The organism is Chryseobacterium sp. OSA05B, assembly GCF_019970065.1.
GTDB lineage: Bacteria > Bacteroidota > Bacteroidia > Flavobacteriales > Weeksellaceae > Chryseobacterium.
This window is the reverse complement of sequence record NZ_JAHXYH010000001.1, coordinates 554,049-575,528: the sequence shown is the minus strand read 5'-3', so window position 1 is coordinate 575,528 and position 21,480 is coordinate 554,049. Positions and strand designations below refer to the sequence as shown.

Annotated in this window: 23 protein-coding genes; 6 read left to right on the top strand and 17 right to left on the bottom strand. The window is 37.8% G+C overall.

The features are described from left to right. Positions 1-33: 33 nt before the first annotated feature. The 4 genes from LC419_RS02515 to LC419_RS02500 form a co-directional block, all read right to left on the bottom strand. Positions 34-825 (bottom strand): hypothetical protein, encoded by a 792-nt coding sequence (locus LC419_RS02515; RefSeq protein WP_223605872.1) that lies wholly within the window; start codon positions 823-825, stop codon positions 34-36. Positions 826-828: 3 nt separating this feature from the next. Further along, positions 829-1,812: a GTPase ObgE gene (gene obgE, locus LC419_RS02510; protein WP_223605871.1), complete on the bottom strand. Its 984-nt coding sequence runs from the start codon at positions 1,810-1,812 to the stop codon at positions 829-831. A 67-nt stretch (positions 1,813-1,879) separates the two neighbouring features. Beyond that, positions 1,880-2,458, bottom strand: a complete 579-nt coding sequence (locus tag LC419_RS02505) for an adenylate kinase (RefSeq protein WP_223605870.1) — start codon at positions 2,456-2,458, stop codon at positions 1,880-1,882. Between the two features lie 152 nt (positions 2,459-2,610). Further along, positions 2,611-3,165 carry a phosphoribosyltransferase gene (locus tag LC419_RS02500; protein ID WP_223605869.1) on the bottom strand — a complete coding sequence of 185 codons (555 nt, stop codon included), beginning with the start codon at positions 3,163-3,165 and terminating at the stop codon, positions 2,611-2,613. Between the two features lie 387 nt (positions 3,166-3,552). Between LC419_RS02500 and LC419_RS02495 the strand changes: the two genes are divergently transcribed. After that, positions 3,553-5,142 carry an ABC-F family ATP-binding cassette domain-containing protein gene (locus LC419_RS02495; protein WP_223605868.1) on the top strand — a complete coding sequence of 530 codons (1,590 nt, stop codon included), beginning with the start codon at positions 3,553-3,555 and terminating at the stop codon, positions 5,140-5,142. A gap of 376 nt (positions 5,143-5,518) precedes the next feature. Here LC419_RS02495 and LC419_RS02490 read toward each other — a convergent pair whose 3' ends face one another. The 3 genes from LC419_RS02490 to LC419_RS02480 all read right to left on the bottom strand — a co-directional run bounded on the left by LC419_RS02490 (position 5,519) and on the right by LC419_RS02480 (position 7,859). Further along, positions 5,519-6,454: an alpha/beta fold hydrolase gene (locus LC419_RS02490; RefSeq protein ID WP_223605867.1), complete on the bottom strand. Its 936-nt coding sequence runs from the start codon at positions 6,452-6,454 to the stop codon at positions 5,519-5,521. A gap of 150 nt (positions 6,455-6,604) precedes the next feature. After that, positions 6,605-7,087: a hypothetical protein gene (locus tag LC419_RS02485; protein ID WP_223605866.1), complete on the bottom strand. Its 483-nt coding sequence runs from the start codon at positions 7,085-7,087 to the stop codon at positions 6,605-6,607. After that, positions 7,077-7,859: a hypothetical protein gene (locus LC419_RS02480; RefSeq protein ID WP_223605865.1), complete on the bottom strand. Its 783-nt coding sequence runs from the start codon at positions 7,857-7,859 to the stop codon at positions 7,077-7,079. The genes LC419_RS02485 and LC419_RS02480 overlap by 11 nt, the downstream gene beginning before the upstream one ends. A gap of 204 nt (positions 7,860-8,063) precedes the next feature. Between LC419_RS02480 and LC419_RS02475 the strand changes: the two genes are divergently transcribed. Next, positions 8,064-9,350, top strand: coding sequence for an adenylosuccinate synthase (locus tag LC419_RS02475; protein WP_223605864.1), 1,287 nt, complete (start codon positions 8,064-8,066; stop codon positions 9,348-9,350). Between the two features lie 175 nt (positions 9,351-9,525). Here the strand turns inward: LC419_RS02475 and LC419_RS02470 are convergent, their stop codons facing one another. Next, positions 9,526-10,569, bottom strand: coding sequence for an endonuclease/exonuclease/phosphatase family protein (locus tag LC419_RS02470; protein ID WP_223605863.1), 1,044 nt, complete (start codon positions 10,567-10,569; stop codon positions 9,526-9,528). 171 nt (positions 10,570-10,740) lie between these two features. Between LC419_RS02470 and LC419_RS02465 the strand changes: the two genes are divergently transcribed. Together LC419_RS02465 and LC419_RS02460 are read left to right on the top strand one after the other, a co-directional pair. After that, positions 10,741-11,181, top strand: a complete 441-nt coding sequence (locus LC419_RS02465; RefSeq protein ID WP_223605862.1) for a nuclear transport factor 2 family protein — start codon at positions 10,741-10,743, stop codon at positions 11,179-11,181. Between the two features lie 52 nt (positions 11,182-11,233). After that, the gene (locus tag LC419_RS02460) at positions 11,234-11,611 is read left to right on the top strand and encodes a VOC family protein (RefSeq protein ID WP_223605861.1); all 378 of its coding nucleotides are present in this window, start codon (positions 11,234-11,236) and stop codon (positions 11,609-11,611) included. Between the two features lie 3 nt (positions 11,612-11,614). On the opposite strand, the gene LC419_RS02455 is transcribed toward LC419_RS02460, so the two are convergent. Both LC419_RS02455 and LC419_RS02450 read right to left on the bottom strand, forming a co-directional pair. Further along, positions 11,615-11,998 (bottom strand): DUF1634 domain-containing protein, encoded by a 384-nt coding sequence (locus LC419_RS02455; protein ID WP_223605860.1) that lies wholly within the window; start codon positions 11,996-11,998, stop codon positions 11,615-11,617. Further along, entirely contained in the window at positions 11,998-12,828 is an 831-nt protein-coding gene (locus tag LC419_RS02450; protein ID WP_062648753.1) for a sulfite exporter TauE/SafE family protein, read from the bottom strand. The genes LC419_RS02455 and LC419_RS02450 overlap by 1 nt, the downstream gene beginning before the upstream one ends. 85 nt (positions 12,829-12,913) lie before the next feature. Here LC419_RS02450 and LC419_RS02445 point away from each other — a divergent pair, with 85 nt between their 5' ends. Then, positions 12,914-13,465 carry a DUF1543 domain-containing protein gene (locus LC419_RS02445; protein ID WP_223605859.1) on the top strand — a complete coding sequence of 184 codons (552 nt, stop codon included), beginning with the start codon at positions 12,914-12,916 and terminating at the stop codon, positions 13,463-13,465. A 43-nt stretch (positions 13,466-13,508) separates the two neighbouring features. After that, positions 13,509-14,621, top strand: coding sequence for a 5-(carboxyamino)imidazole ribonucleotide synthase (locus LC419_RS02440; RefSeq protein WP_223605858.1), 1,113 nt, complete (start codon positions 13,509-13,511; stop codon positions 14,619-14,621). Between the two features lie 67 nt (positions 14,622-14,688). Here LC419_RS02440 and LC419_RS02435 read toward each other — a convergent pair whose 3' ends face one another. From LC419_RS02435 to LC419_RS02405, 7 genes are all read right to left on the bottom strand, one after another. Beyond that, complete coding sequence (locus tag LC419_RS02435) at positions 14,689-15,234, bottom strand: hypothetical protein (protein ID WP_223605857.1); 546 nt, start codon at positions 15,232-15,234, stop codon at positions 14,689-14,691. Between the two features lie 44 nt (positions 15,235-15,278). Then, entirely contained in the window at positions 15,279-15,914 is a 636-nt protein-coding gene (locus LC419_RS02430) for a hypothetical protein (protein ID WP_223605856.1), read from the bottom strand. A gap of 22 nt (positions 15,915-15,936) precedes the next feature. Beyond that, positions 15,937-16,647 carry a hypothetical protein gene (locus LC419_RS02425; protein ID WP_223605855.1) on the bottom strand — a complete coding sequence of 237 codons (711 nt, stop codon included), beginning with the start codon at positions 16,645-16,647 and terminating at the stop codon, positions 15,937-15,939. A gap of 78 nt (positions 16,648-16,725) precedes the next feature. Then, the gene (locus LC419_RS02420) at positions 16,726-18,849 is read right to left on the bottom strand and encodes a cation:proton antiporter (protein WP_223605854.1); all 2,124 of its coding nucleotides are present in this window, start codon (positions 18,847-18,849) and stop codon (positions 16,726-16,728) included. Positions 18,850-18,857: 8 nt separating this feature from the next. Continuing rightward, positions 18,858-19,424: a hypothetical protein gene (locus tag LC419_RS02415; protein WP_223605853.1), complete on the bottom strand. Its 567-nt coding sequence runs from the start codon at positions 19,422-19,424 to the stop codon at positions 18,858-18,860. Between the two features lie 100 nt (positions 19,425-19,524). Further along, positions 19,525-20,223, bottom strand: a complete 699-nt coding sequence (locus LC419_RS02410) for a hypothetical protein (protein WP_223605852.1) — start codon at positions 20,221-20,223, stop codon at positions 19,525-19,527. A 269-nt stretch (positions 20,224-20,492) separates the two neighbouring features. Next, complete coding sequence (locus tag LC419_RS02405; protein WP_223605851.1) at positions 20,493-21,407, bottom strand: DMT family transporter; 915 nt, start codon at positions 21,405-21,407, stop codon at positions 20,493-20,495. Between the last annotated feature and the right edge of the window lie 73 nt (positions 21,408-21,480).

Genomic DNA, 21,480 nt, shown 5'->3' with positions numbered 1-21,480 from the left:
TTATTCCAAATAGAGTAAGATTCAGCATTGAATTTACTCCAGAGATGAAACACAGCAGCCTTTGGTGAATGACAATCTTAAAAGCACCGGGTCAATATTTATTGATTCATAGAACTTTGTTCTCTTCTTGGCAGTGTTGTAATAAGAATAGCTCTTTATTTCCCCTTTGTCAAAGAGTATTTTATTTTTGAAGAATAAAGGCTCCATGTCATACAGGATATTGTTATTGAAATCTTTATCCGTATTCATAATGTCCAGCTCAATAACTGCTACATTCATTTTACCTTTATGATTCAGAACAAGGTTGTACTTATAATGGATCAGATCGTTTTCCGCTTTCTTTTCCACCAATTCCAATACCTGACTGGTTTTTGCTTTTTTCCTCTTCCTGATATCGGCAATTTCCGACTCCAAGGGAATGTCACCCTTGAAATAATCGAAATTTCCGGGTTTGATCTCTTTGTTTTCGTCTTTGATCAGAACAGGAAGAACAGGATTGGTTTCTTTTTTTAAATTGTAAATGAAACCGTTTCTGGTGTTATTAAAAGATAGAACAGACAGGTCAGCGTCATTAGTGTAGTATTGGACAACCTCATTCACTTCATTGCTTGTACCCTGATCTGTGCTTTTATCAGAGATAAATCTGTAGGTTAACCTTTTATTGAATTCAAACCTGAAAAAAGCCTTATCACTGAAAGGCGCAGCGTCATCCAATCTGGGGGCTTCCAGGAATGAATCACCCCCCTGAGCATATGCTGAGGAAGGCAGAAGAAATGAAACAAAAATAACAGCGGGTGCTGTTATTTTCTTTAATGAGTGTATCATCTTTTATCCGTGGAGTTTTTTCCAGATTGCATCTTTCAGTTCTACAAGGCCTTCTCCCGTAACACCGGAGAAGAATAACGGTTTTCTGTTTTCCGGGAATTCAGCTGAGATTTCTTTTTTCAGCTCTTCATCAAGAAGGTCCGATTTGGAAATCGAAATGATGAAATCTTTATCCAGAAGTTCAGGATTGTATTCCGTTAATTCATTTTCCAGAATTTTAAACTCCTGGAAGTGACTTTCAGAATCAGCCGGAATTAAGAATAATAAGATGGAATTTCTTTCAATATGTCTTAAGAATCTGTGTCCTAAACCTTTTCCTTCAGCAGCACCTTCAATGATCCCCGGAATATCAGCCATTACAAATGATTTGTAATTTCTGTAATCCACAATACCAAGGTTGGGAGTCAGGGTTGTAAATGCGTAATTAGCGATCTTTGGTTTGGCAGCTGATACAGAGGCAAGAAGGGTAGATTTTCCGGCATTTGGAAAACCAACTAAACCTACATCGGCCAAAATTTTAAGTTCGAAAACCACAAATCCTTCCTCACCATCCATTCCCGGCTGTGCATATCTTGGGGTTTGGTTGGTAGAAGATTTGAAGTGCTCATTTCCTTTTCCTCCTTTTCCTCCAAGCATCAATGTGATTTCCTGCTTGTCTTCAAGAATTTCGCCGATAATTTCTCCTTCTTCATTTTTAGCGATCGTCCCGATAGGAACGTCGATATAAATATCAGCACCGTCAGCACCGGTCAGCTGGCTTTTCGCCCCGTTTTCACCACGCTCCGCTTTAATGTGGCGGGTGTATCGAAGTGGAAGTAAAGTCCATTCCTGAGCATTTCCTCTCATGATGACGTGTCCGCCACGACCTCCGTCGCCTCCATCCGGACCGCCTTTAGGAATATATTTTTCACGGCGAAGGTGGGCAGAACCAGCACCTCCGTGTCCGCTTTTACAATGGATCTTTACGTAATCTACAAAGTTAGACATATAGTTTGTGTTGCGGGTTGCGATTTACGGGATTCGAATTTTTCCAATCCCGTACACCATATCCCGATTATTTAATTTTTTCGACTTCAGCGAAAAGCTTCTGGGAAATTTCAGCAATTTCTCCTACGCCGTTTACTTCAACATATTTTCCCTGCTGCTTGTAAAGTTCGGCTACTTCTGCTGTTTTAGTATAATATTCTTTAATTCTGATTTCAATGATCTCTACATTGCTGTCGTCAGATCTTCCGCTGGTTTCACCTCTTTTCAGAAGTCTTTCCACTAAAATTTTGTCTTCTACCACCAAGGATAGGCAGATATCAATCTTGTCGTTCAGTTCCTCTTTTACGATGGTTTCCAAAGCTTGCGTCTGAGCCGTAGTTCTTGGGTAGCCGTCAAAGATAAATCCGTTGGTATCGGTTGGCTTTCTAAGCTCGTCGATCAGCATATCCGTTGTTACCTGATCCGGAACCAGTTCTCCCTTATCGATGTAAGACTTAGCCAGTTTTCCAAGCTCGGTGTCGTTTTTCATATTGTATCTGAAAAGGTCACCTGTTGAAATCTGTTTTAAGTTGAATTTTTCGATCAGGTTTTGAGCTTGTGTTCCTTTTCCACTTCCTGGAGGGCCGAACAGAACTATGTTTATCATAATGTTAAAGGGCTTCTGGCGATGGGCAGCTAGCTTTTGGCTTTTACCATTGGTCTAATCTGCTTTTAGCCTCTAGCGTTTTTAAGTTATTAAATTAATTTCTTTATTTTACTTTTTTAGGCTAAAAGCTATCAGCTAGTAGCCAACAGCGTTTAATGGTTGATTTGTCCCTCTTCCAGTTGATACAGATTGGCCAGGTTTCTTCCTAACTCATCATAATCAAGTCCGTAACCAAGAACAAACTTATTTGGAATCTCTTTTCCGATATAATCCAGTTTGAAATCTTTCTTGTATACATCCGGTTTCAATAGGAATGAAGCCAGTTTTACAGATTTCGGACGCTGTGTTTCTGTGAAATATTTGAATAAACTTTCAACAGTGTTTCCTGTGTCTACGATATCTTCCACAAGAATGATGTGACGGTCTTTCACGTCTTTAGTCAGTTCCATTTTCTGGTAAACGATTCCTGTAGACTCAGTTCCTGCATAAGAACTCATTTGAATGAAAGCAATCTCGCATTCACCAGGATAATATTTTAAAAGATCTGAGAAGAACATGATCACCCCGTTCAGAACCCCGATGAAAACAGGAACTTCATCCTTGTAGTCTTCATAAATCTTTAAAGCTGTTTCTTTTACAATTTGCTGAATCTCGGCGTCCTTCAAATAAGGAACGAAAGTTTTGTCGTGAACTTTAATGCTTTCCATAAAAAATTTTAGTAGTTGGCAAAGTTACGGATTTTTGATCAAAATCTTTTCTACTTTTGTACCCGATTTCATAATGCCCCGTTTAAATAGAATAGAATAAAAATAATGTGGATCTGAAATCTGTAATTACACTCAACTATCCCTTCAATTCTACAGTTAACCGTCTTTGAGAAGGAGGGTAATTCTGATCTGAAAAATTTTAGTAGACCATGAAATCTGGGAAAAAGTCATATGTTTTTTATCAGGAAAAAGAGGATTGGGAAGAATTTGCTATCTTTGCACTTCCAAAACCCAATTATACAGACATGTAGGATTTAATTTCTTTTCGATGTTATCAAACAGTGACCGATGTGTTGCTGATGTTTAATTATTACCAAGAAATAAATCATGATCTTACTGCAAAATATGTCCTACGGGTTTCCGGGAGGAGACCTTCTGTTCAATTCTATCCATTTAACAATACCATCCCATACAAAATCGGCGCTTGTCGGAAGCAATGGCGTGGGGAAATCTACACTACTGAAGATGATTGCCGGAGCAATTCAGCCATCAGAAGGGAACATTACCGTCAAAGGCGATATGTATTATGTTCCCCAGATGTTCGGGAACTTTGACCATCTTACCATTTCAGAATGTCTTACCATTGACCAAAAACTGAATGCTCTTCAAAAGATCACCAGTGGTAAAGTGGACGAAGAATATTTTGAAATCTTAAATGACGACTGGGAGATTGAAGAACGCTGTCAAAGTGCCTTGCATTATTGGAAACTCGAAGATTTGGAATTGAACCAGAAACTGAAAAGCCTGAGCGGAGGCCAGAAAACAAAAGTTTTCCTGGCTGGAATTCAGATCAATAATCCTGACCTTATTGTACTGGATGAACCTACGAATCATCTTGACCTTGAAGGTAGAAAGCTATTATACCATCTTATAGAAAAAACGAATGCTCAGGTTGTTATGGTGAGTCACGACCGAACGCTGCTTAATCTTGCTGATATTACATTTGAATTAAGCAATCAGGGGATTTCGACATATGGTGGAAACTATGATTTCTATGCCGGACAGAAAGAAATAGAAGATGAAGCTCTTCATAATGATATTCATGCGAAAGAACGGGCTTTGAAAAAAGCAAAGGAAAAAGAACGAGAAACCATTGAACGGAAGCAAAAACTGGATGCAAGGGGAAAACAGAAGCAGGAAAAGTCAGGAGTAGCCAGAATTATGATGAATACGCTTCGCAATAATGCTGAGAAAAATACCTCCAGGCTAAAAGGCGTTCATGCTGAAAAGATAAGGGGGATTTCCGGTGATCTTCGCGACTTACGTTCCTCCTTGAAAAACTCAGACCAGATGAAAGTGAATTTTAATGCTTCCAATCTTCATTCCGGTAAAATACTGATAAGTGCAGAGGATATTAATTTCAAATATGGAAACGAAACTCTTTGGAAGGACAATATCAGCCTTGATATTCGTAGTGGAGAGAGAATTTCAATTAAAGGATCCAATGGTTCCGGAAAAACGACCTTGCTGAAAATGCTGTTGGGTAATCTGAATCCGTCAGAAGGAGAAATTACGAGATCAGACTTTAATACGATTTATGTTGATCAGGAATATTCACTAATCGGTCAGAATATCAGTATTTATGATTTTGTTCAGGGGTTTAATGACAGTGCGATGCTGGAATCCGAAGTGAAAACGCTGCTGTCCAGATTTCTGTTTGGAAAGGAAACCTGGGATAAAAAATGTGGGGTTCTAAGTGGAGGCGAACGTTTGAGGCTGCTTCTGTGCGGGCTTTCTATCAGTAGTAAAGCTCCTGATATGATCATTCTGGATGAACCTACGAATAATCTTGATCTGCAGAATATAGACATTTTAACCGCCTCAATTAAGGATTATAAAGGAACACTGCTGGTGATCTCCCATGATGAGATCTTTCTGGATGAGATAGGAGTGGAGAGGGAGATTGTTTTGGGTTAAAAAATGTTCTGTTGATGTTTTTATGCTTTCGCAGATTTCACAGATTTCACTGATGTTTGTGTTGTATGGGCTGTTGATTTAAACCTTATAGGTTTTTAAAACCTAAGGTTTGAGCGTGAAAAGTATTTACTGTTGGATTATCGCAAAGGCGCAAGTGATTATTAAAAGTGTGTTTGTATGGCGCAAGAAAATCGAAGATTTTCGGCAAGTTTGGATAGGTAAATATTCGATGGTATTGAATTTTAGCGGAGATAAAATCTTTGCGCCTTAAAGCAATTGAATTAGAAAATAATTTGCGCCTTTGCGATGACCAAAAGCCTTATTTCAACAAATGGCAACGTCAAACTGATTAAGAAATCTCACACAGATTTTAGCTTTATAAATGTGTTGAAATCCACTGAGATATTTCACTGAAAACCTCTTGCCTGATTTCCTCATTTAATATCTCGTGGCGCATTTCGGGATAGATTTGGACGTTGATATCTTTAAAACCATCCTGCTTTAAATAATCGAAGGTTTTCATCACCCCTTTGCTGAAATCTCCGATAGGATCATTCTGTCCGCTGACAAACAGAAGAGGAAAGGATTTCTGAATAGAAGCGGCCCAGTTTCTTGCCGTGGCTTTTTTGTAAATGCTGAACAGAGCATAAAATGCATTGTTGGTGAAAGGAACTCCGCAGAGCTCATCTTCAGCAAAAGCTTTTCTGTTGGCCGGATTCAGGCTCAGCCAGCTTGTATCACTGAAGTCTTTGTCTTTCTTAAAAGGTTTATTATTGACCGTATTAAAAAGGGTATTGAGATACGTAGAGTAATGAGGTGCTATTTTGTTGGCCAACGAGAGATAGCCGTTGATCAGGTTAATACCTGCCAAAGGACCTCCGGTTCCTGTAATGATTGCTCCATTAAACTTACCTCCGGCTCTCTGAAGAAGACAGCGTGTCACAAATGATCCCATAGAATGGCCAAGCACAAAATGGGGTACAGCAGGATACTGTTGTATAAGATAATCACCCATGGCTTCAGCATCGGAAACAAGTTTTTCATCCGGTTGCTTCAGCTGGAAAAACCCGATATCTTTTTTATTCTTCACCGATTTTCCATGTCCCAGATGATCATAGGTAAGAACTGCTATTCCCTGATCTGCAAAATAGGTTGCGATTTCAGCATATCTTCCGCTGTGCTCCTGCATACCATGGATGATCAGCAAAGTGGCTTTTACGGCAACTTCGTTGGGTGTGAAGAGGGTATGGAAGAGTTTTGTTTCGCTGGTGGGAGATGGGGAGAGGTAGGAGGATTTTTGGGATGATGTCATGGTGGGGAGGAGATTTGGTTATCTGGGATGTACCAAATAAGTATAATTAGTGATACTTGATTAAAAATTACAGAGAAGCTTATTATTATTTTCTTAAACTCTTAGATAGTATCGAGTTGAGTATATTATCAAATTTATTAATCCCAAAAGCTATAAATCTAAATATCCAAAATATTCATTTGGAGGTATATTTAAGTTTATGAAGTTAAATTCAGGTTTTTGTCCGTTATCTTGAAGAAGCGTGTAAATTTTAATGCTCTCTGCATCGGAAGATAGGTAGTATATTATATTTTTCTCAACATCAGCTTGCGAAAATAGTTTAGAATCGTTTGGTATTATATTTCTCTCTGTAAGCTTTAGCTTTCCTTTTTTTGTAAAAACAATTTTAGCTATTTCTCCAGTTTTTATAGCATGATTTAAGTTAAAGGGAAGAATTGCTAAGTTTCTTAGAGGAAGTTCTGTTATTGAACCTCCCACGCAATATTCAGCAATTGAAATTGTTGAAATAAACATTTTTATTTCTTTGCTTAAGAAATATTTATAATATTCTAAAGCATTTTTAAATAATGGATCAGTATCATTTAAAAATCTAATAAAGAAACTTGTATCTAATAAAACGCCATTAATTTTCATAGCTTCCTCTTATTTGTCTTAACCATTCATCAGGATTAATACTTGAAAGCCAAGATTGTTTTGCTTTATCTCTTAATTTTTTCAAATAGTTTTCGTCAAAAATGGGATTATAATCAATTAATTCAATAAACTCTAAATTTGTAAAGTCGATTTCTCCGTTTTCAGTATGTTGATTACCTTTAGCTCTTATTCCTAAGGATTTGTACAGTATGTTTTCTTCTTGTTGTTCTAAAAATGAAATAGGAGTTTGTATTCTAACTGTGCCGTATTCATCTGTTAATAAATGTATATTCGCTTTATCTTTACCACCTGCATTTGTAATTCTTCCATAAAAATAAAACTCTGCTTCTGCCCAAATTGCTTCTGTTCTTTTAAAGTCAGAAAATTTATCAATTCTAATATTATTAGAGTCTTCAAGTGAAGTTTTAATATAAAATGCAAAATCTTTTTTCTTTGCTAATTCTTGAAGATTTTCAATAGCTTTAGCGGTTCCTAAATCAAGATAATCAATTGTATTAGTTTGAGAGATTAAACCAAGAACAGCATTAAAACTGACGATGTACTGTATTCCTGTTTTAAAAATATTTTTGACAGAACCTTCCTGAATGTCATAAGAAATTAAAGGTCTATTTTTTTTATCTCCTGAATATAACAAATCATCAACATTTTCTAAAATAGAAACTATTTCCCTGATATCAAAGTTATCAGGGTTTATATCTACGTTTCCAATTTTTCCAGAAACTTTTATTTCTACTTGACCAATTCTTTCCACAAAACAAAAGTAAACAAATTTTTATTTCAAAAATTTATACGACACCGATTTCGTTTTTATTATTTAATAACAGTGGCTTTAATATACATAAATTTTGTAGTCAAATCTTACATTTTCCACCCCACCCAAAATAAAATCCCCCCATAATTTGCCCACCCTATTTTTAAAAAGTAATTTTGCATGAATCTAAAATAAAAGAAAAATATGTCAACTTACGTAGTTGTAGGTCTTCAATATGGAGATGAAGGTAAAGGAAAAATCACGGATGTTTTATCAGCTAAATCGGATTATGTAGTTCGTTTCCAGGGTGGAGACAACGCTGGTCACACGGTTTATGTAGGTGAAGAGAAATTTGTTTTGCACCTTCTCCCTTCAGGAGTTCTACAGTGCAAAGGGAAGTGTATCATTGCGAACGGAGTAGTGGTAAACCCAAAATCTTTCATTAGAGAGGTTGGCCAGATTGAAAGCAAAGGCTTGAGAACTGACCACATTTTTATCAGCAGAAGAGCGCATGTGATCATGCCTTACCACATTCTTTTGGATACTTACCGTGAAGAAGAACACGGAGGAACGCAAATCGGAACCACTAAGAAAGGAATCGGGCCATGTTATGAAGATAAGATCGCAAGAATCGGGATCAGAATGGTAGACCTTTTAAACCCTGAAATTTTAAGAGACAAAATTGAGAAAAACCTTAAGGTTAAAAACTCTCTTTTCGAAAAATATTACGGGAAACCGACTTTAGACGTTGAAGAAATTTATAACGAATTTTTAGAGATAGGAAAACAGCTTCAGGACAGAATCGTAGATACAGAAGTTGAACTGAACGAAGCCATCAGAGACGGTAAAAACGTTCTTTTTGAAGGAGCTCAGGCATTGATGCTTGATATCGACTTCGGAACATATCCGTACGTAACTTCATCTTCTCCGTCTACAGGAGGAGTTTGTACAGGAGCGGGAGTTCCGCCAACATCGCTTCAAAACCTTATCGGGGTGGCAAAAGCATACTGTACAAGAGTAGGAAACGGACCTTTCCCATCTGAGCTTGATAATGAATTGGGAGAAAAGATCAGACAGATCGGTGGTGAATTTGGAGCTACAACCGGTAGACCAAGAAGAACAGGCTGGTTAGACCTTGTTTCTTTAAAGCATGCTTGTATGATCAACGGGATCAATAATCTTGTTATTACTAAATTAGACGTTCTTACAGGAATCGAAAACTTAAAGATCGTAACACATTATAAAACAGAAGACGGAAAAATCATCGATTATTTCACTTCTTCAACTGAGAAATTGTACAACTACGAGCCGATCTACCAAGACCTGCCAGGTTGGAACGAAGATCTTACCAAAGTAAGAAGCTACGACGAACTACCTGACACGGCTCAGAAATACATCGAGTTCATCGAGAAATACCTTGGAATCAATGTATACTTAGTTTCTGTAGGCCCTGAAAGAAGCCAGAATATCATCAGAAAAGAGTTATTCTAAGAATAATCCAACAATAAAAAAAGCCGTTTCGTCAATGATGGAACGGCTTTTTTATATTTTTTAGTTAAGGTTGATCGCTCTTTTGCTGAGTGAAACGCCGTTGCGAACGAGAATGTTTTCAGGTTTAATTTGAAAAATTGCGATCATAGCGTTGTATGTTATTGTAAATTAAATTTTATCCCTCTTTTACCACGGCATCACGGTCTCCATCCTCTTCCTTTCCTTCCTGTATCATTTCTTCCGCCTCTTCTTTTTCTTCAGAAGTAGCTTCCTCTACTTCGTCTTCCTGTTCATCGTTGTGATGATCAATGAAAAATTCACAGTACACCGGAAGATGATCTGATCCGAAGTTTTCTAAGGTTTTAAGTTCTTTGATGAAAATATCTTCGCTGTGAAACATTAAATCGATCGGAAATCTCAGCAGAAGGTATTTGGCGTGAAAGGTAGAGACAAAGGAACGCCCGATCCTCGGATCGATCAGATGACTGGTTTTTCTGAATAATATGGATGATTTTGACCATGCGACATTATTAAAATCTCCTACAACAATCACCGGTTCTTTGATATCTTTAACCCGTTTCGCAGCACTTAATAAATCACCGTCTCTTTCTTTTGAAGTTTCCTCTTCCGTAGGGCTTGGCGGTGGCGGATGTACTCCGAAAAATACAAATGAAAAGCCGTCTTCCGTCTTCAGGTGGACTTCAATGCTCGGAATATCATCAGCTACAAAATAATGAGTCTTTGCATTTTTAATCTCAAGCTTAGAATAGAAATGCATTCCATACGTATTTTCAAGAGTTACCTTATGATGAAACGGATAATCTTTTTCAAGAACGGTCATTGCTTTTTCCCAGTCGCCATTGCTTTCCATCGTCATAAAGACCTCCGGTTTATGTTTTTCAATAAGTTGAATAAACCGGTTGTATTCCTTATTAAACTGGTACACATTAGCGGAAATAAAATGCAGCTTTTTAGAAGACTGATGACGTTGTTGATGTTTTTTAACAGGATAAAGCGGTGTGTATTTTACCAATGTGACACCATGATGCACAAACAGTAACAGTAAAAGTCCCTGTCCGTACCAGAAATTTTGAGGATGATCAATCAGAAAACCTATAATAAACGTAATCACAACGATATACGTAATCTGGATCTTACCAAATTCCGGAACCCTGAAAATCCAATGCGCATTTTGAATTTTAGGCAGTAGCGTTAACAAAACCAGTAATGCAATTAAAAACAAATAAATTCCCCACATAACGTCAAATAAACCGATAAAAATAATCTATTTCCAGATAATGGAGGTCAATTCACTTTTTAAACTTTGTTAATTTTAATGATTTACAGGATTTTTTCCTAATTTTATTGAATCAGATTAATTGATACCCCTATGAATAAACTTACTGCAGTAGCTTTACTCTTCTGTACATTCTGTTTCGGACAGCAGAATCAGGATATTGAAAAACCGATCCGTAATCTTTTTCTGGGCATGAAAAATGCTAACCCGGAACTGCTGAAATCTGCTTTTGCGGAAAATGCTATTTTACAGACCATCGCTAAAGACGGAAGCGTAAAAAATGAAAACGTACAGGAGTTTATTGCTTCTGTTTCCAAGTTTTCAAAAGACGATCTGGATGAAAAAATAACCATTGATGCGGTTCATACAGACGGGGGACTCGCGAGTGTGTTTACCCCATATTCTTTCTATTTTAAAGGAAAATTTTCACACTGCGGAGCAAACAGCTTTCAGTTGGTAAAACAGCAGAACGACTGGAAAATTCAGTACATCATCGATACCAGAAGAAAAGAAAACTGCAGAGAAATAAAATAGCTCGATTTTAATGTCAGCATTGGAAAATATACAAGAAATATTTAAAAATAAAATGAAAATCCATCATATTGCCATTATATGTTCAGATTATGAAGTTTCAAAGAAATTTTACACTGAAGTTATAGGGCTTAACATCATCCGTGAAGTATACCGTGAAGAAAGAAAATCGTACAAACTTGACCTGGCTATCGGAGACTACTATGTCATCGAGCTTTTTTCATTCCCCAATCCGCCGGAAAGACCTTCGCGGCCTGAATCTTGTGGTTTAAGGCATCTGGCATTTTCCGTAGAAAATGTTGGGACTAAAAGAGATGAACTCATAGCCAAAGGTCTTATCTGTGAAGACATCCGCATAGACGAATACACCGGAAAAGCGTTTTTCTTTACCCAGGATCCGGACCAACTTCCGCTGGAATTTTATGAAATGTAAAAATTAGTGAGCGTAGCCTGTAAAAAAGCTGATCGCCATAATCACGAGAACAATAGAGGAAATGACTACATACACGTAGTCTTTTTCTTTTAAATACCCGATCAGAGCGAAGATAATCCTTACCAGAGGCGTAAAGATCAACAGTAAAATTCCCAATTGAATAATAGCCATTCCTTCTCCTTTGCATAAAGAATTCCAGAACATTCCCCATACTTTTTCAGAAGAGGAACCCATATCAAGACTGGTGTATTTTTTAGGCATTTTAAAGCCTTCCACGAAGAGTTTGATAAAGCCTACCAGGGATGTCACCACAGACAAAATAACTCCCAGTCTCAAAAGATTTCCTACCGAACGGTTCAGATCTACATCTGTAAAATTCTTTTTCATTATCTGAAACTTTTATTGATACCGTTATACATCATATAGACTGACAGAATCGTGATTACAATGGCAAAAAATACTTTTAATTTCTTTGTTTTCGAAACCATTAAAGTTTTTGAACCGATGAAACTTCCTACCACCACACCGATCAGTACCGGAGCTACGATCACAGGAATGATCTCACCTCTCTGGAAATAGATCAGGGCACTGGCTACAGCCGTTACACCAATCATAAAGTTACTCGTCGTTGTAGAAACTTTGAAGGGCAGCTTCATCATATTGTCCATGGCCAATACCTTTAGCGCACCGGAACCAATTCCTAAAAGTCCGGACATCGCACCGGCAAACATCATCATTAAAAATCCTGGAACGGTATTTCTGGCAGAATAACTTTTTAAAACCCCTTTGTCAGGAAAAGTTCCGTAAAGTTTCAGTTTTTCTTCAAGACTTCCTTTGATTAAAGGTTCCTGATGGTCCGGTTTTCCTTTAAGATTTAAAATCACAGTCAGTAAAAGAATACTGGCAAAGATGATCCCGATGGTATTCGGATTAAGCATTCCGGAAACCAGAGCTCCCATAATAGCACCTGCCGTAGTTCCGATCTCCAGAAACATTCCGATCCGCATATTGGTAAAACCTTCTTTGACGAAAGCTACCGCCGCACCGGAGGAAGTGCCGATCACAGAAATTAAAGAAGCACCGATTGCATAATGCATAGGAACGCCGAAACCCAGCGTCAATAAAGGAATAATGATAACTCCTCCTCCCAAACCCGTAAGTGAACCTAAAAGACCGGCTGAAACCGCGCCGAGGAACAGAATGATGATTTCTGACATGGTACAAATATAAAACTATTGCCGTACTCTGCCAAACGTTTAAAAAAGATAAATTTGACGTATTTTTGTAGGCATGAAAAGTGAAATGAAATTATTTTATATCATTCTCGGTGCAACGCCCAAGGGCAGGAATATCGAGCAGCATGACGTGTTTTTCGGGATTGCAGAAAATCTTAAAGATCTCGTTCCCGATATGAAGGATTTCTGGAAAGAAGCCGAAGGAAAGATCCATTTAGACTGTCATCAGGAAGTGAAATTCGCAGACGGATATGAGGTGAAGATCGTGGAAAAGACAGATCAGCCCTCCGAAAATCAACTGTACTTTCTTAATTTGGGAGGATACAAGAGAGGTTTTTTTGAAGAATTTCACGAGCAGCATCTGATGGTTGGACAATCGATGGGCGAGATCATCAAAAGGGCAAAAGCGACAGAGTTTTATGCAACGATGGGTTTTGAAGGTGCTGTAAGCCATGTCGATGACAAGCACGGAGTCGATATTGACGATATTTTTAATGTCAATGATATCCTGCCTGAAAAAATGAAAGAAAAATATTCCATTATCCTGACAAAATCTGATGCGGAAAATCAGGAAAACCCGATGGGACTGGGATATTTGAAAATCGATAAGATTCAATAAAGCTTTCCATTAAGAAAATCTAATAGAAAAAATAAAAGTAAGAATGAAAATAGGAATTTTAGGAGGCGGACAGCTGGGAAGAATGCTGATACAAAGCGCACTGAAATACGACGACGAATTTTATACGCTAGATCCCGCATCTGATGCGCCATGCAACAATATCTCCCACTTTACCCAGGGAAATTTCAATGATTTTGAAACGGTACTGAATTTCGGGAAAGATAAGGATGTGGTGACCATCGAAATAGAACACGTGAATGCAGATGCTTTGGCCGAACTTGAAAAACAAGGTGTAAAGGTAGTTCCGAATGCAGCTATCATCAAAACCATTCAGCAGAAGATCCTTCAGAAAGAATTCTACAAAACCTATGATATTCCGAGCCCTGAATTTCAGGTGGTGTGGAACAGTAATGAAAAGATCATGATGCCGCTGCCGTTTGTACAGAAAATGAATACAGGTGGTTATGACGGAAAAGGGGTTCAGGTGATCAAAACAGAAGAAGATTATCAGGATTTATGGAAAGAAGCTTCTGTGATCGAAAGTCTTGTGGATATCGATAAGGAACTTTCCGTTATCGTTGCCAGAAATGAAAACGGTGAAACAAATATCTTTCCAGTGACAGAAATGGTTGCAGACCCAAAACTCAATCTTTTGGACTTCAATGTTTGCCCCGTTCTTCTTACTGAAGACACTCAACGACAAATTGACTTAATTACAGAGAAATTTCTTAATGCTGTCAATTCTCCAGGACTTTTTGCTATTGAATTGTTTTTGGATAAAGAAGGAAAAATATGGGTGAATGAAACTGCTCCAAGATTACACAATTCGGGTCACCAGAGTCAGGAAGGGAATACCAATTCACAGTTTGAGCAAATGTATCGTGTAGTAAAAAATCTACCGTTAGCCGATACAGATGCAATTACCTATAGTGGAATGTTGAATTTGGTAGGTGCAGAAGGATATGCCGGAAAAGTACTATATGAGGGAATGGAAGAGGTACTTAAACTACCTGAAACCTACATTCATTTATACGGGAAAACAGAAACCAAACCGGGACGAAAAATGGGTCACATCAATGTACTGGCTGATTCCAGAGAAGAATTGATGGAAAAACTGGTGAAGGTGAAAAGTATGGTAAGAGTGATTGCTGAATAAGAATTAGACTTAAAATAAATATAAAAGAGCTGTAATGATGATTGCAGCTCTTTTTTATGTGGTTTTGTCATCGTTTTTTCATACTCTTCATTGGATTTTCCAGTTTAATACGTGATGTTTTAATCTTTCCAATTTCTGTCTCCATATCAAGACCATATTTATCTGTAAAAATCCAAAATTCTTTGGGATCATTTGAATCTTTACCAATGAAAAGATTAAAATCTCCTGAAGTAGCAGTAACCTGAATAGTTTTAATATTCTCAGGATGGCTGTGATTTGTAGAAATGTCAGTCAGTTTTAAAAGTTCTTTTTTTAATTTTTTCGGAGGTATTGATCCAAAATCATCGCTATTTATAAAAAGTTTTGTCTCATGATCGGCAAGAATACCTTTTATATTACTTCTTATTTCCTTAATTATAAAACTTTGCAGGACTATAAGAATAATAACAAAAGCAAAGCATTGAATAAAGAGAGCGATACCAATGATTCTTACGGTATCATTTTTTAGAACCCTTGTCACCAAGGACAGGATAAGCCCAATAAATGCTGCTCCCAAAGAGAAAGGAAGAATAGAATATAAAAGAGAATCAATATACTGGAAATTTTCAACCATAATCATTTTTTTGTATTTAGGACAATCTCTATGAAACTAAGCATTCACTTAATATCTTTCTCCTCCACCTTTTCAAAAACCTTCTTTTCCTCATTCCAGACAAAGGCGTGGTAATACACATTCTCAGCCTCATTGGATTCCCTGCAAATGCTGGCAATAAACAGTCTGCTGTCCGGATAGAAAATGGCCCTGTCATCGGCAAACAGGCAGGAGGTCTCTTCTCCAAGAGGAAGTCCGTAGATTTTTCCATCACGTACATCCGTCATCATTCCCATAATGCAGCTTGAACCACATCCGAAAATAACGGTGATATAATAACTGGCAAAATTAGGAGTACCCGATTCGTAGGCATCCTTGATTCTTGTTCTGAAATTGTGAGCACCTTCATCACTGGAAAAATCAAGCTTTGCTTTTTTGACGAACTTATAATTCGCAGACGGAAATTTATTAAAGGCAAAATCGTCAGTGATCATTTCAGGTTCTGCGCCCGGTTCTTCGGTTTTTATATTTTCGGATTCATTTCCAGTGGCTGTATCGATTTTTAGCTCTTCCGGAGGCATTGCTACAACAGTGTCTGCCATTGCGGGTTTTGAAACTTCAGCTGTGACGGTTTCTTTTTTCTTTTTGCAGGAAACTAAAGCGAAAGCAATTAACGGGATGAGTAATGAGTTGATTTTCATGGATGTTTTTTTGATATTCTTGTTAGAAAGGCATAATGAGTGTTTTTCCTTTAAAAACTCCTTTTTCTATTGTAAAAAGAACGGCATATCCTCCGGCTCCATCTGAGTTCACCATATTGATGTACAAAGTTTCATGTTCTGAATCAAAATAACATGCTGCAGATTCAGTATTGATATTAAAAAGATTTTCAATCTCTTTTGGAGGAATCTGAAGTGTTTTCCCATCCATTTTCACGGAAATTGATTTGTAATGAGTCTGCGGAATAGTACCATCCGTTCCCCATATTGGCTGTCCTTTAAATTGATCCTCTACTTTATAACCGTTATGGTTAGTGGTTGAAAAGTACTTTTTGTTCTCCTTGTAATTAAAAGGTTCAGATACAATAGTAACGGTGATGTTTTTTGAATTAAGAACCGCTTTATTTTCATTAATAGAAACTGCGGGAACCGATTGATAGGATTCTATATATTTAATTCTTGAACTGTGAATGTATCCTGATAGGGTTTTTCCATTTTTATCGGTGTAATCAGCATTAAGCCAGTTCTTATGATCTTCGGGACTGAATATATAAAGGATCTCATCCGAATTGATCTTTCCTACAATATCGCTTTTTCCATCTGCCTCTTTCCTCAAATTCACATAACCGTCTTTGTCAACGATTTTTGCAAATTGAGCCCATGAAAATTGAAAGCCTAAAATGGCAGCCAGCAGGATTATTTTATTTGTTTTCAATGTTGTTTTAGTTTAATATGGGTATATTGGAAGTTGTACACTTAAACTTTATTACCTTTCCGAGCTTCGACTTCCTTACTACTTAAAAATCTTCTGAATCACATTTCCGATTTCCATAAAATCACCATGATTCCCTACAGAGCGGATTTCCGGGCTGTTTTCGTCAAATTCTGAGAACGGGAAGATCAGGAGATAATTGTTATCACTTAGATATCTGTTCAGCAATTCAGGAATAAGTCTCATCCTTGGAATATAGGACTGCATACCCCGTTTAGCCATCAGAACAATGAGTGCTTCATCTTCTTTAAGTTTTGCAGCGGTTTTTTCACCATCCTGCCACGTACTCATAATGATGAATTCCGCTTCTATATTGGCCTTTTTCACGATCTTCTGAAGAATATCCAGAATGTTTTCCGGAGCATAAAAAACGACTGTAGCGCCAGAATTTCTGGCTACATTCCATACTCTCAGGAGGGCATGGAAAAACCCTGCTTCCTTCTGAGCATTTTCAGGGATCATCACTGCGTATTTCTTAATCGTGGAAAGTGGTTGCGCTGCATGATAAACGAGTACATTCACATCATCATTCTGCAGATATCCGTTGTACAGATTATATACAAAAGAAGGAGAGAAGCCTTTTTCATCCTCAAGTCCGATGATAAGATCGGTGATATTCTGTTCTTTAATTACATTTTTAACCCCGTTGATGACATCGTTGTCATATCTCTTAAGCGTCTGCATCTTCACATCTGCTGCTGAAGCGGCATCTGCGGCCTGATGAAGAAGCTTTTCCGCATTTTTTACCGAAGATTCATTTTTATCTTCATTAATGACATTTAATGCAAACAGATTTTCCGTATTTGAATGGGCCTTGATCAGGATTCCCAGATTCACCATTCTGTCTACTGTTTCCTCGTGATTGATGGCCAGCAGGATGTTTTCCTCTTCATGGCTGTTGCCGGAAACCGTGTCTTCATTGTCGCTTTCCGCAATCTTTTGGGCACTTGCCATTGAGATGAAGGAAGAAATCGTACAGGAAATAAGGATCAGCAGAATACTTCCGTTCAGGACGTGTTCATTCAATAATCTTACCGGTTCGCCTGTTTCAGTTTCGGAGAGGATGATGTTGTATCCTACCATAACCGATGCTAATGTTGCAGCTGCAGAAGCGGAACTCAACCCGAAAATCAGTTTTCCTTCCTCTTTGGAAAGTCTGAAGGTCTTTTGCGTCATGACCGCAGAAATATATTTCCCTCCGATGGAGGCAACGAGCATAATTCCTGCTACTTCAAGTGTTTCCCAGCTTTTAAAGAAAACCTTAAAATCGATCAGCATTCCTACACTGATCAGGAAGAACGGAATAAAGATCGCATTTCCTACAAATTCTACCCGGTTCATAAGAGAGGAGGTATGCGGAATGAGTCTGTTTAAAGCCAGTCCGGCAAAAAATGCTCCGATAATGGCTTCTACACCGGCAAGTTCAGCCAGCATAGCGGCCAGATAAATCATCACCAGGACAAAAATATACTGTGAAATTTTATCATCCACCCTTTTGAAGAACCACCTTCCGATAATGGGAAATAAGATCAGTACAATGAGGGCAAATACAATAAAGGAAACGGAAAGTTTAACCCAGAATTCTGTCCCTACATCGCCTTGTGACATTCCCACGATTACGGCAAGTACCAAAAGCGCGAGAATATCAGTGATCATTGTTCCACCGACTGTAATGTTAACCGCTTTATTTTTTGCAATGCCCAATTTACTCACCAAAGGATAGGCGATGAGGGTATGCGAAGAAAAAAGACTGGCAAACAGAATAGACGTTAATATGGAAAAATGAAGGAGGTAATACCCTCCAAGATAACCCAGAACGAATGGTACAGCGAATGTGTAAATTCCGAAAGTGAGACTCTTCCATTTATTCTTTTTGAAATCGCCCATATCAATCTCTAATCCGGCCAAAAACATGATGTAGAGAAGTCCTGTAGTTCCCGTAACTACAATGCTGCTGTCTCTGGCCAGTACATTGAATCCGTTCGGACCTATCACGGCACCGGCAATGATCAGCCCAAGAAGATGCGGCACTTTAATTTTGTTTAAAAGAAGAGGAGCGGCAAGGATGATGACCAATACCAACAGGAATTTTAATACCGGATCTTCTATAGGAAAACTCAGATTATGTATACTCAATAAAATCATAGGTGTTTTTATTTGGTGGAACGTACTAATTCGACAGAAAATCTGGCGGTACAGCCATTGTCGGCCGTCACGGTTCTGGTCCCTTTTATTTTATTGGCAGAGATGTCATTCAGAAGGACATTCATCTCTACACTTTTTTTAGCGGTGGAATCGGTTTTGAATGAAAGTCTGATTTCATTATTCTCATACTTTCCAGAGTACAGTCTTACGAGATTGTTATTATTAACGATCTTGGTAACCAGTTGGGTAGAGTCGCTGTCAAATTCCCAGGTATCGGTTCGCTGGTCGCCTACCGCATAATCGCTGCAGTTGGATTCCGTGCAGATCACCTTTCCGTTCCATGGTCCTGAAATATCCGCAGGCCATGCGGCAATCACTACAGAATCTTTCTTTGCAAAAATACTGTCTCTCATTTTGATGAGGGCCTGGTATTCGGATTCTTTTTTAGCGAATATTTTTTCTTTTTCAAGTAATTGCTTTTCTCTTTCTGTCAGGCTTTTTTCTTTTTCCTTATAATCACAGCTGATCATTAGAAAAGAACCGACAAAAAGGATGAAAAATGTGTTTTTTAGCATATTGTAGATGTTGGTGTAAACAATATAAGAAAAAATACGGAAAATATAAAATCCAAAGGTCTATATTGGCTTCAATACAGAAAAATTTGCACTGGAATTATTAGTATTCAATAGGGATAAAAACCATTCCGGACACCTCAAAACCATTGACCTTCGTTTTCCACGCCGGCGATTTTTTAATGATTTCGATAAGTTTAGTTTTTATATTTTCTGTCACACTGAGGTTTCTGATTTCTACAAAAGAAGCAGACCCTTTAGGATCTATATCCAGGACCATAACAGCATTTCCACTGTCTTTCTTTTTATATTTCTGATCCAAAACAGGATAGATATTTTTTTCTACCCATTGATACAACGAGGTTTCTCCACCTTCAAATTCCGGATGCGGAGGCTTGTTGTCTTTAAACTTGGGCGGAAGGTCGTTCGGGTAAGCGCTCAGATCAAGGTTTTCTTTGATGAGTTTAAGACTTCCTTTTTTGTTCGGGCTATATATTTTTTGATTGATCTTATTGGATTTAAGGTCGATAACTATAAAATGAATCTCGGTATCATTCATTCTGTAAAATCCCCGGTGAGTTTCTTCACTGGAGGCATTTTTCACCAATGCATTTTCCTTGATAGTATCCCCTTTATTCGGAATCACATACAGTTCTTTGGATATCGACTGATCTTTTTTGTTCTGGAGATAGATGTCGTAATTAAAATTTTTCAGTTTTACATTTTCCCTGAGTTCAGTCTGCTGTGCAAAATAAAACAGTGGTGACAATAGTAATGAAATGGTAAATAATTGTTTTAGCATGTGATCAGTGTTGGTGGAACCAAGATAGGGAATATAAAGCAAACTAAATTGTTTAAAAGCTTTTGTGATGATTATTTATTGACCACTGATTTCACAGAAGATCAAAGATGTTTGAGGATATTTTCTGCTGCTTTGTGCATGTAAAAAATCTTGGATTTTTAGAAAGCTTAAGTGTTCTTTTATGCAGTTTTTTGTCAGCTTCAATTAACTAATGTTAAAAAAAACTTTTGTGTCTTTTTTGGTTAAAAATTATCGGTATATACCGAGTTTTATTTCTCGTATTCCACTTTCTGTCTTCTAAACATTTCCGGTTTATAATTAATAATAAAAACACCGCAGATAATCATGACCGCGGCCAGAATAAATTTAAAGGAAATTTTTTCATCCATAATCAGCCAGCCCAAAAATATGGCAATAATGGTATTGACGTAGGCAAGTATGGAAACCTGTACCGGAGAGATTTTGGTTAAAGCATAATGGAACGCAAAAAATGCTGCAACAGAGCCGAAAACGGACAGATAAATCATCGCTGAAATACTTTTTAAAGACCAGTTTTCGAAGTTATAGTTTTCTGAAAAAAGAAAGGCGAAAATAACCTGTACAACGCCCGCAAAGAGGAACTGATAAAAAAGATTCAGGGTGATATTGCCGCTTTGTATATTGAGTTTCTTGGTGAAAATAGTTCCTGAAGCCCATCCTGCAATCGCACAGAAAAGAAAAATCATTCCCATTCTGTACTCCGGATTGGCAAGATCCTGAATACCGTCCCAGAAAATAAAAAGAATCCCGCTGAAACAAAGCAGAACACCGGCCAGTGCTCTGAAACTGAATTTCTGCAGACCGACCGCCAAGCTTCCCAGGAATACCAGAATTGGAGAACAGGCACTGATCAACGAAGCCAGACTGCTGGATACGGTTTCCTCAGCTACTGTGGTCATTCCATTCGCTACAATCAACATCAGAGAAGCGAAAACAATCTGATAGCCTAAATTTTTCCAGCCTATCCATTTGAACTCCTTTCTTGAAAGAAGAACGACAAGCATTATAATTGCTGCCAAAAACTGACGGATTCCCGCTACAAACCATGCTGGAATAGTTTCCACGGCAACGCGTATCGCCAAAAATGTAGTTCCCCAGACCATGGCAACGGTGAGAACGGCAAAAAGAAGTTTGTAATCTTTCAAGGTGAATGTATCGTATAACAGACAAATATACCTGTTCTGAAATGAATCTTATGGGTACAGTTTGGGTGATTTT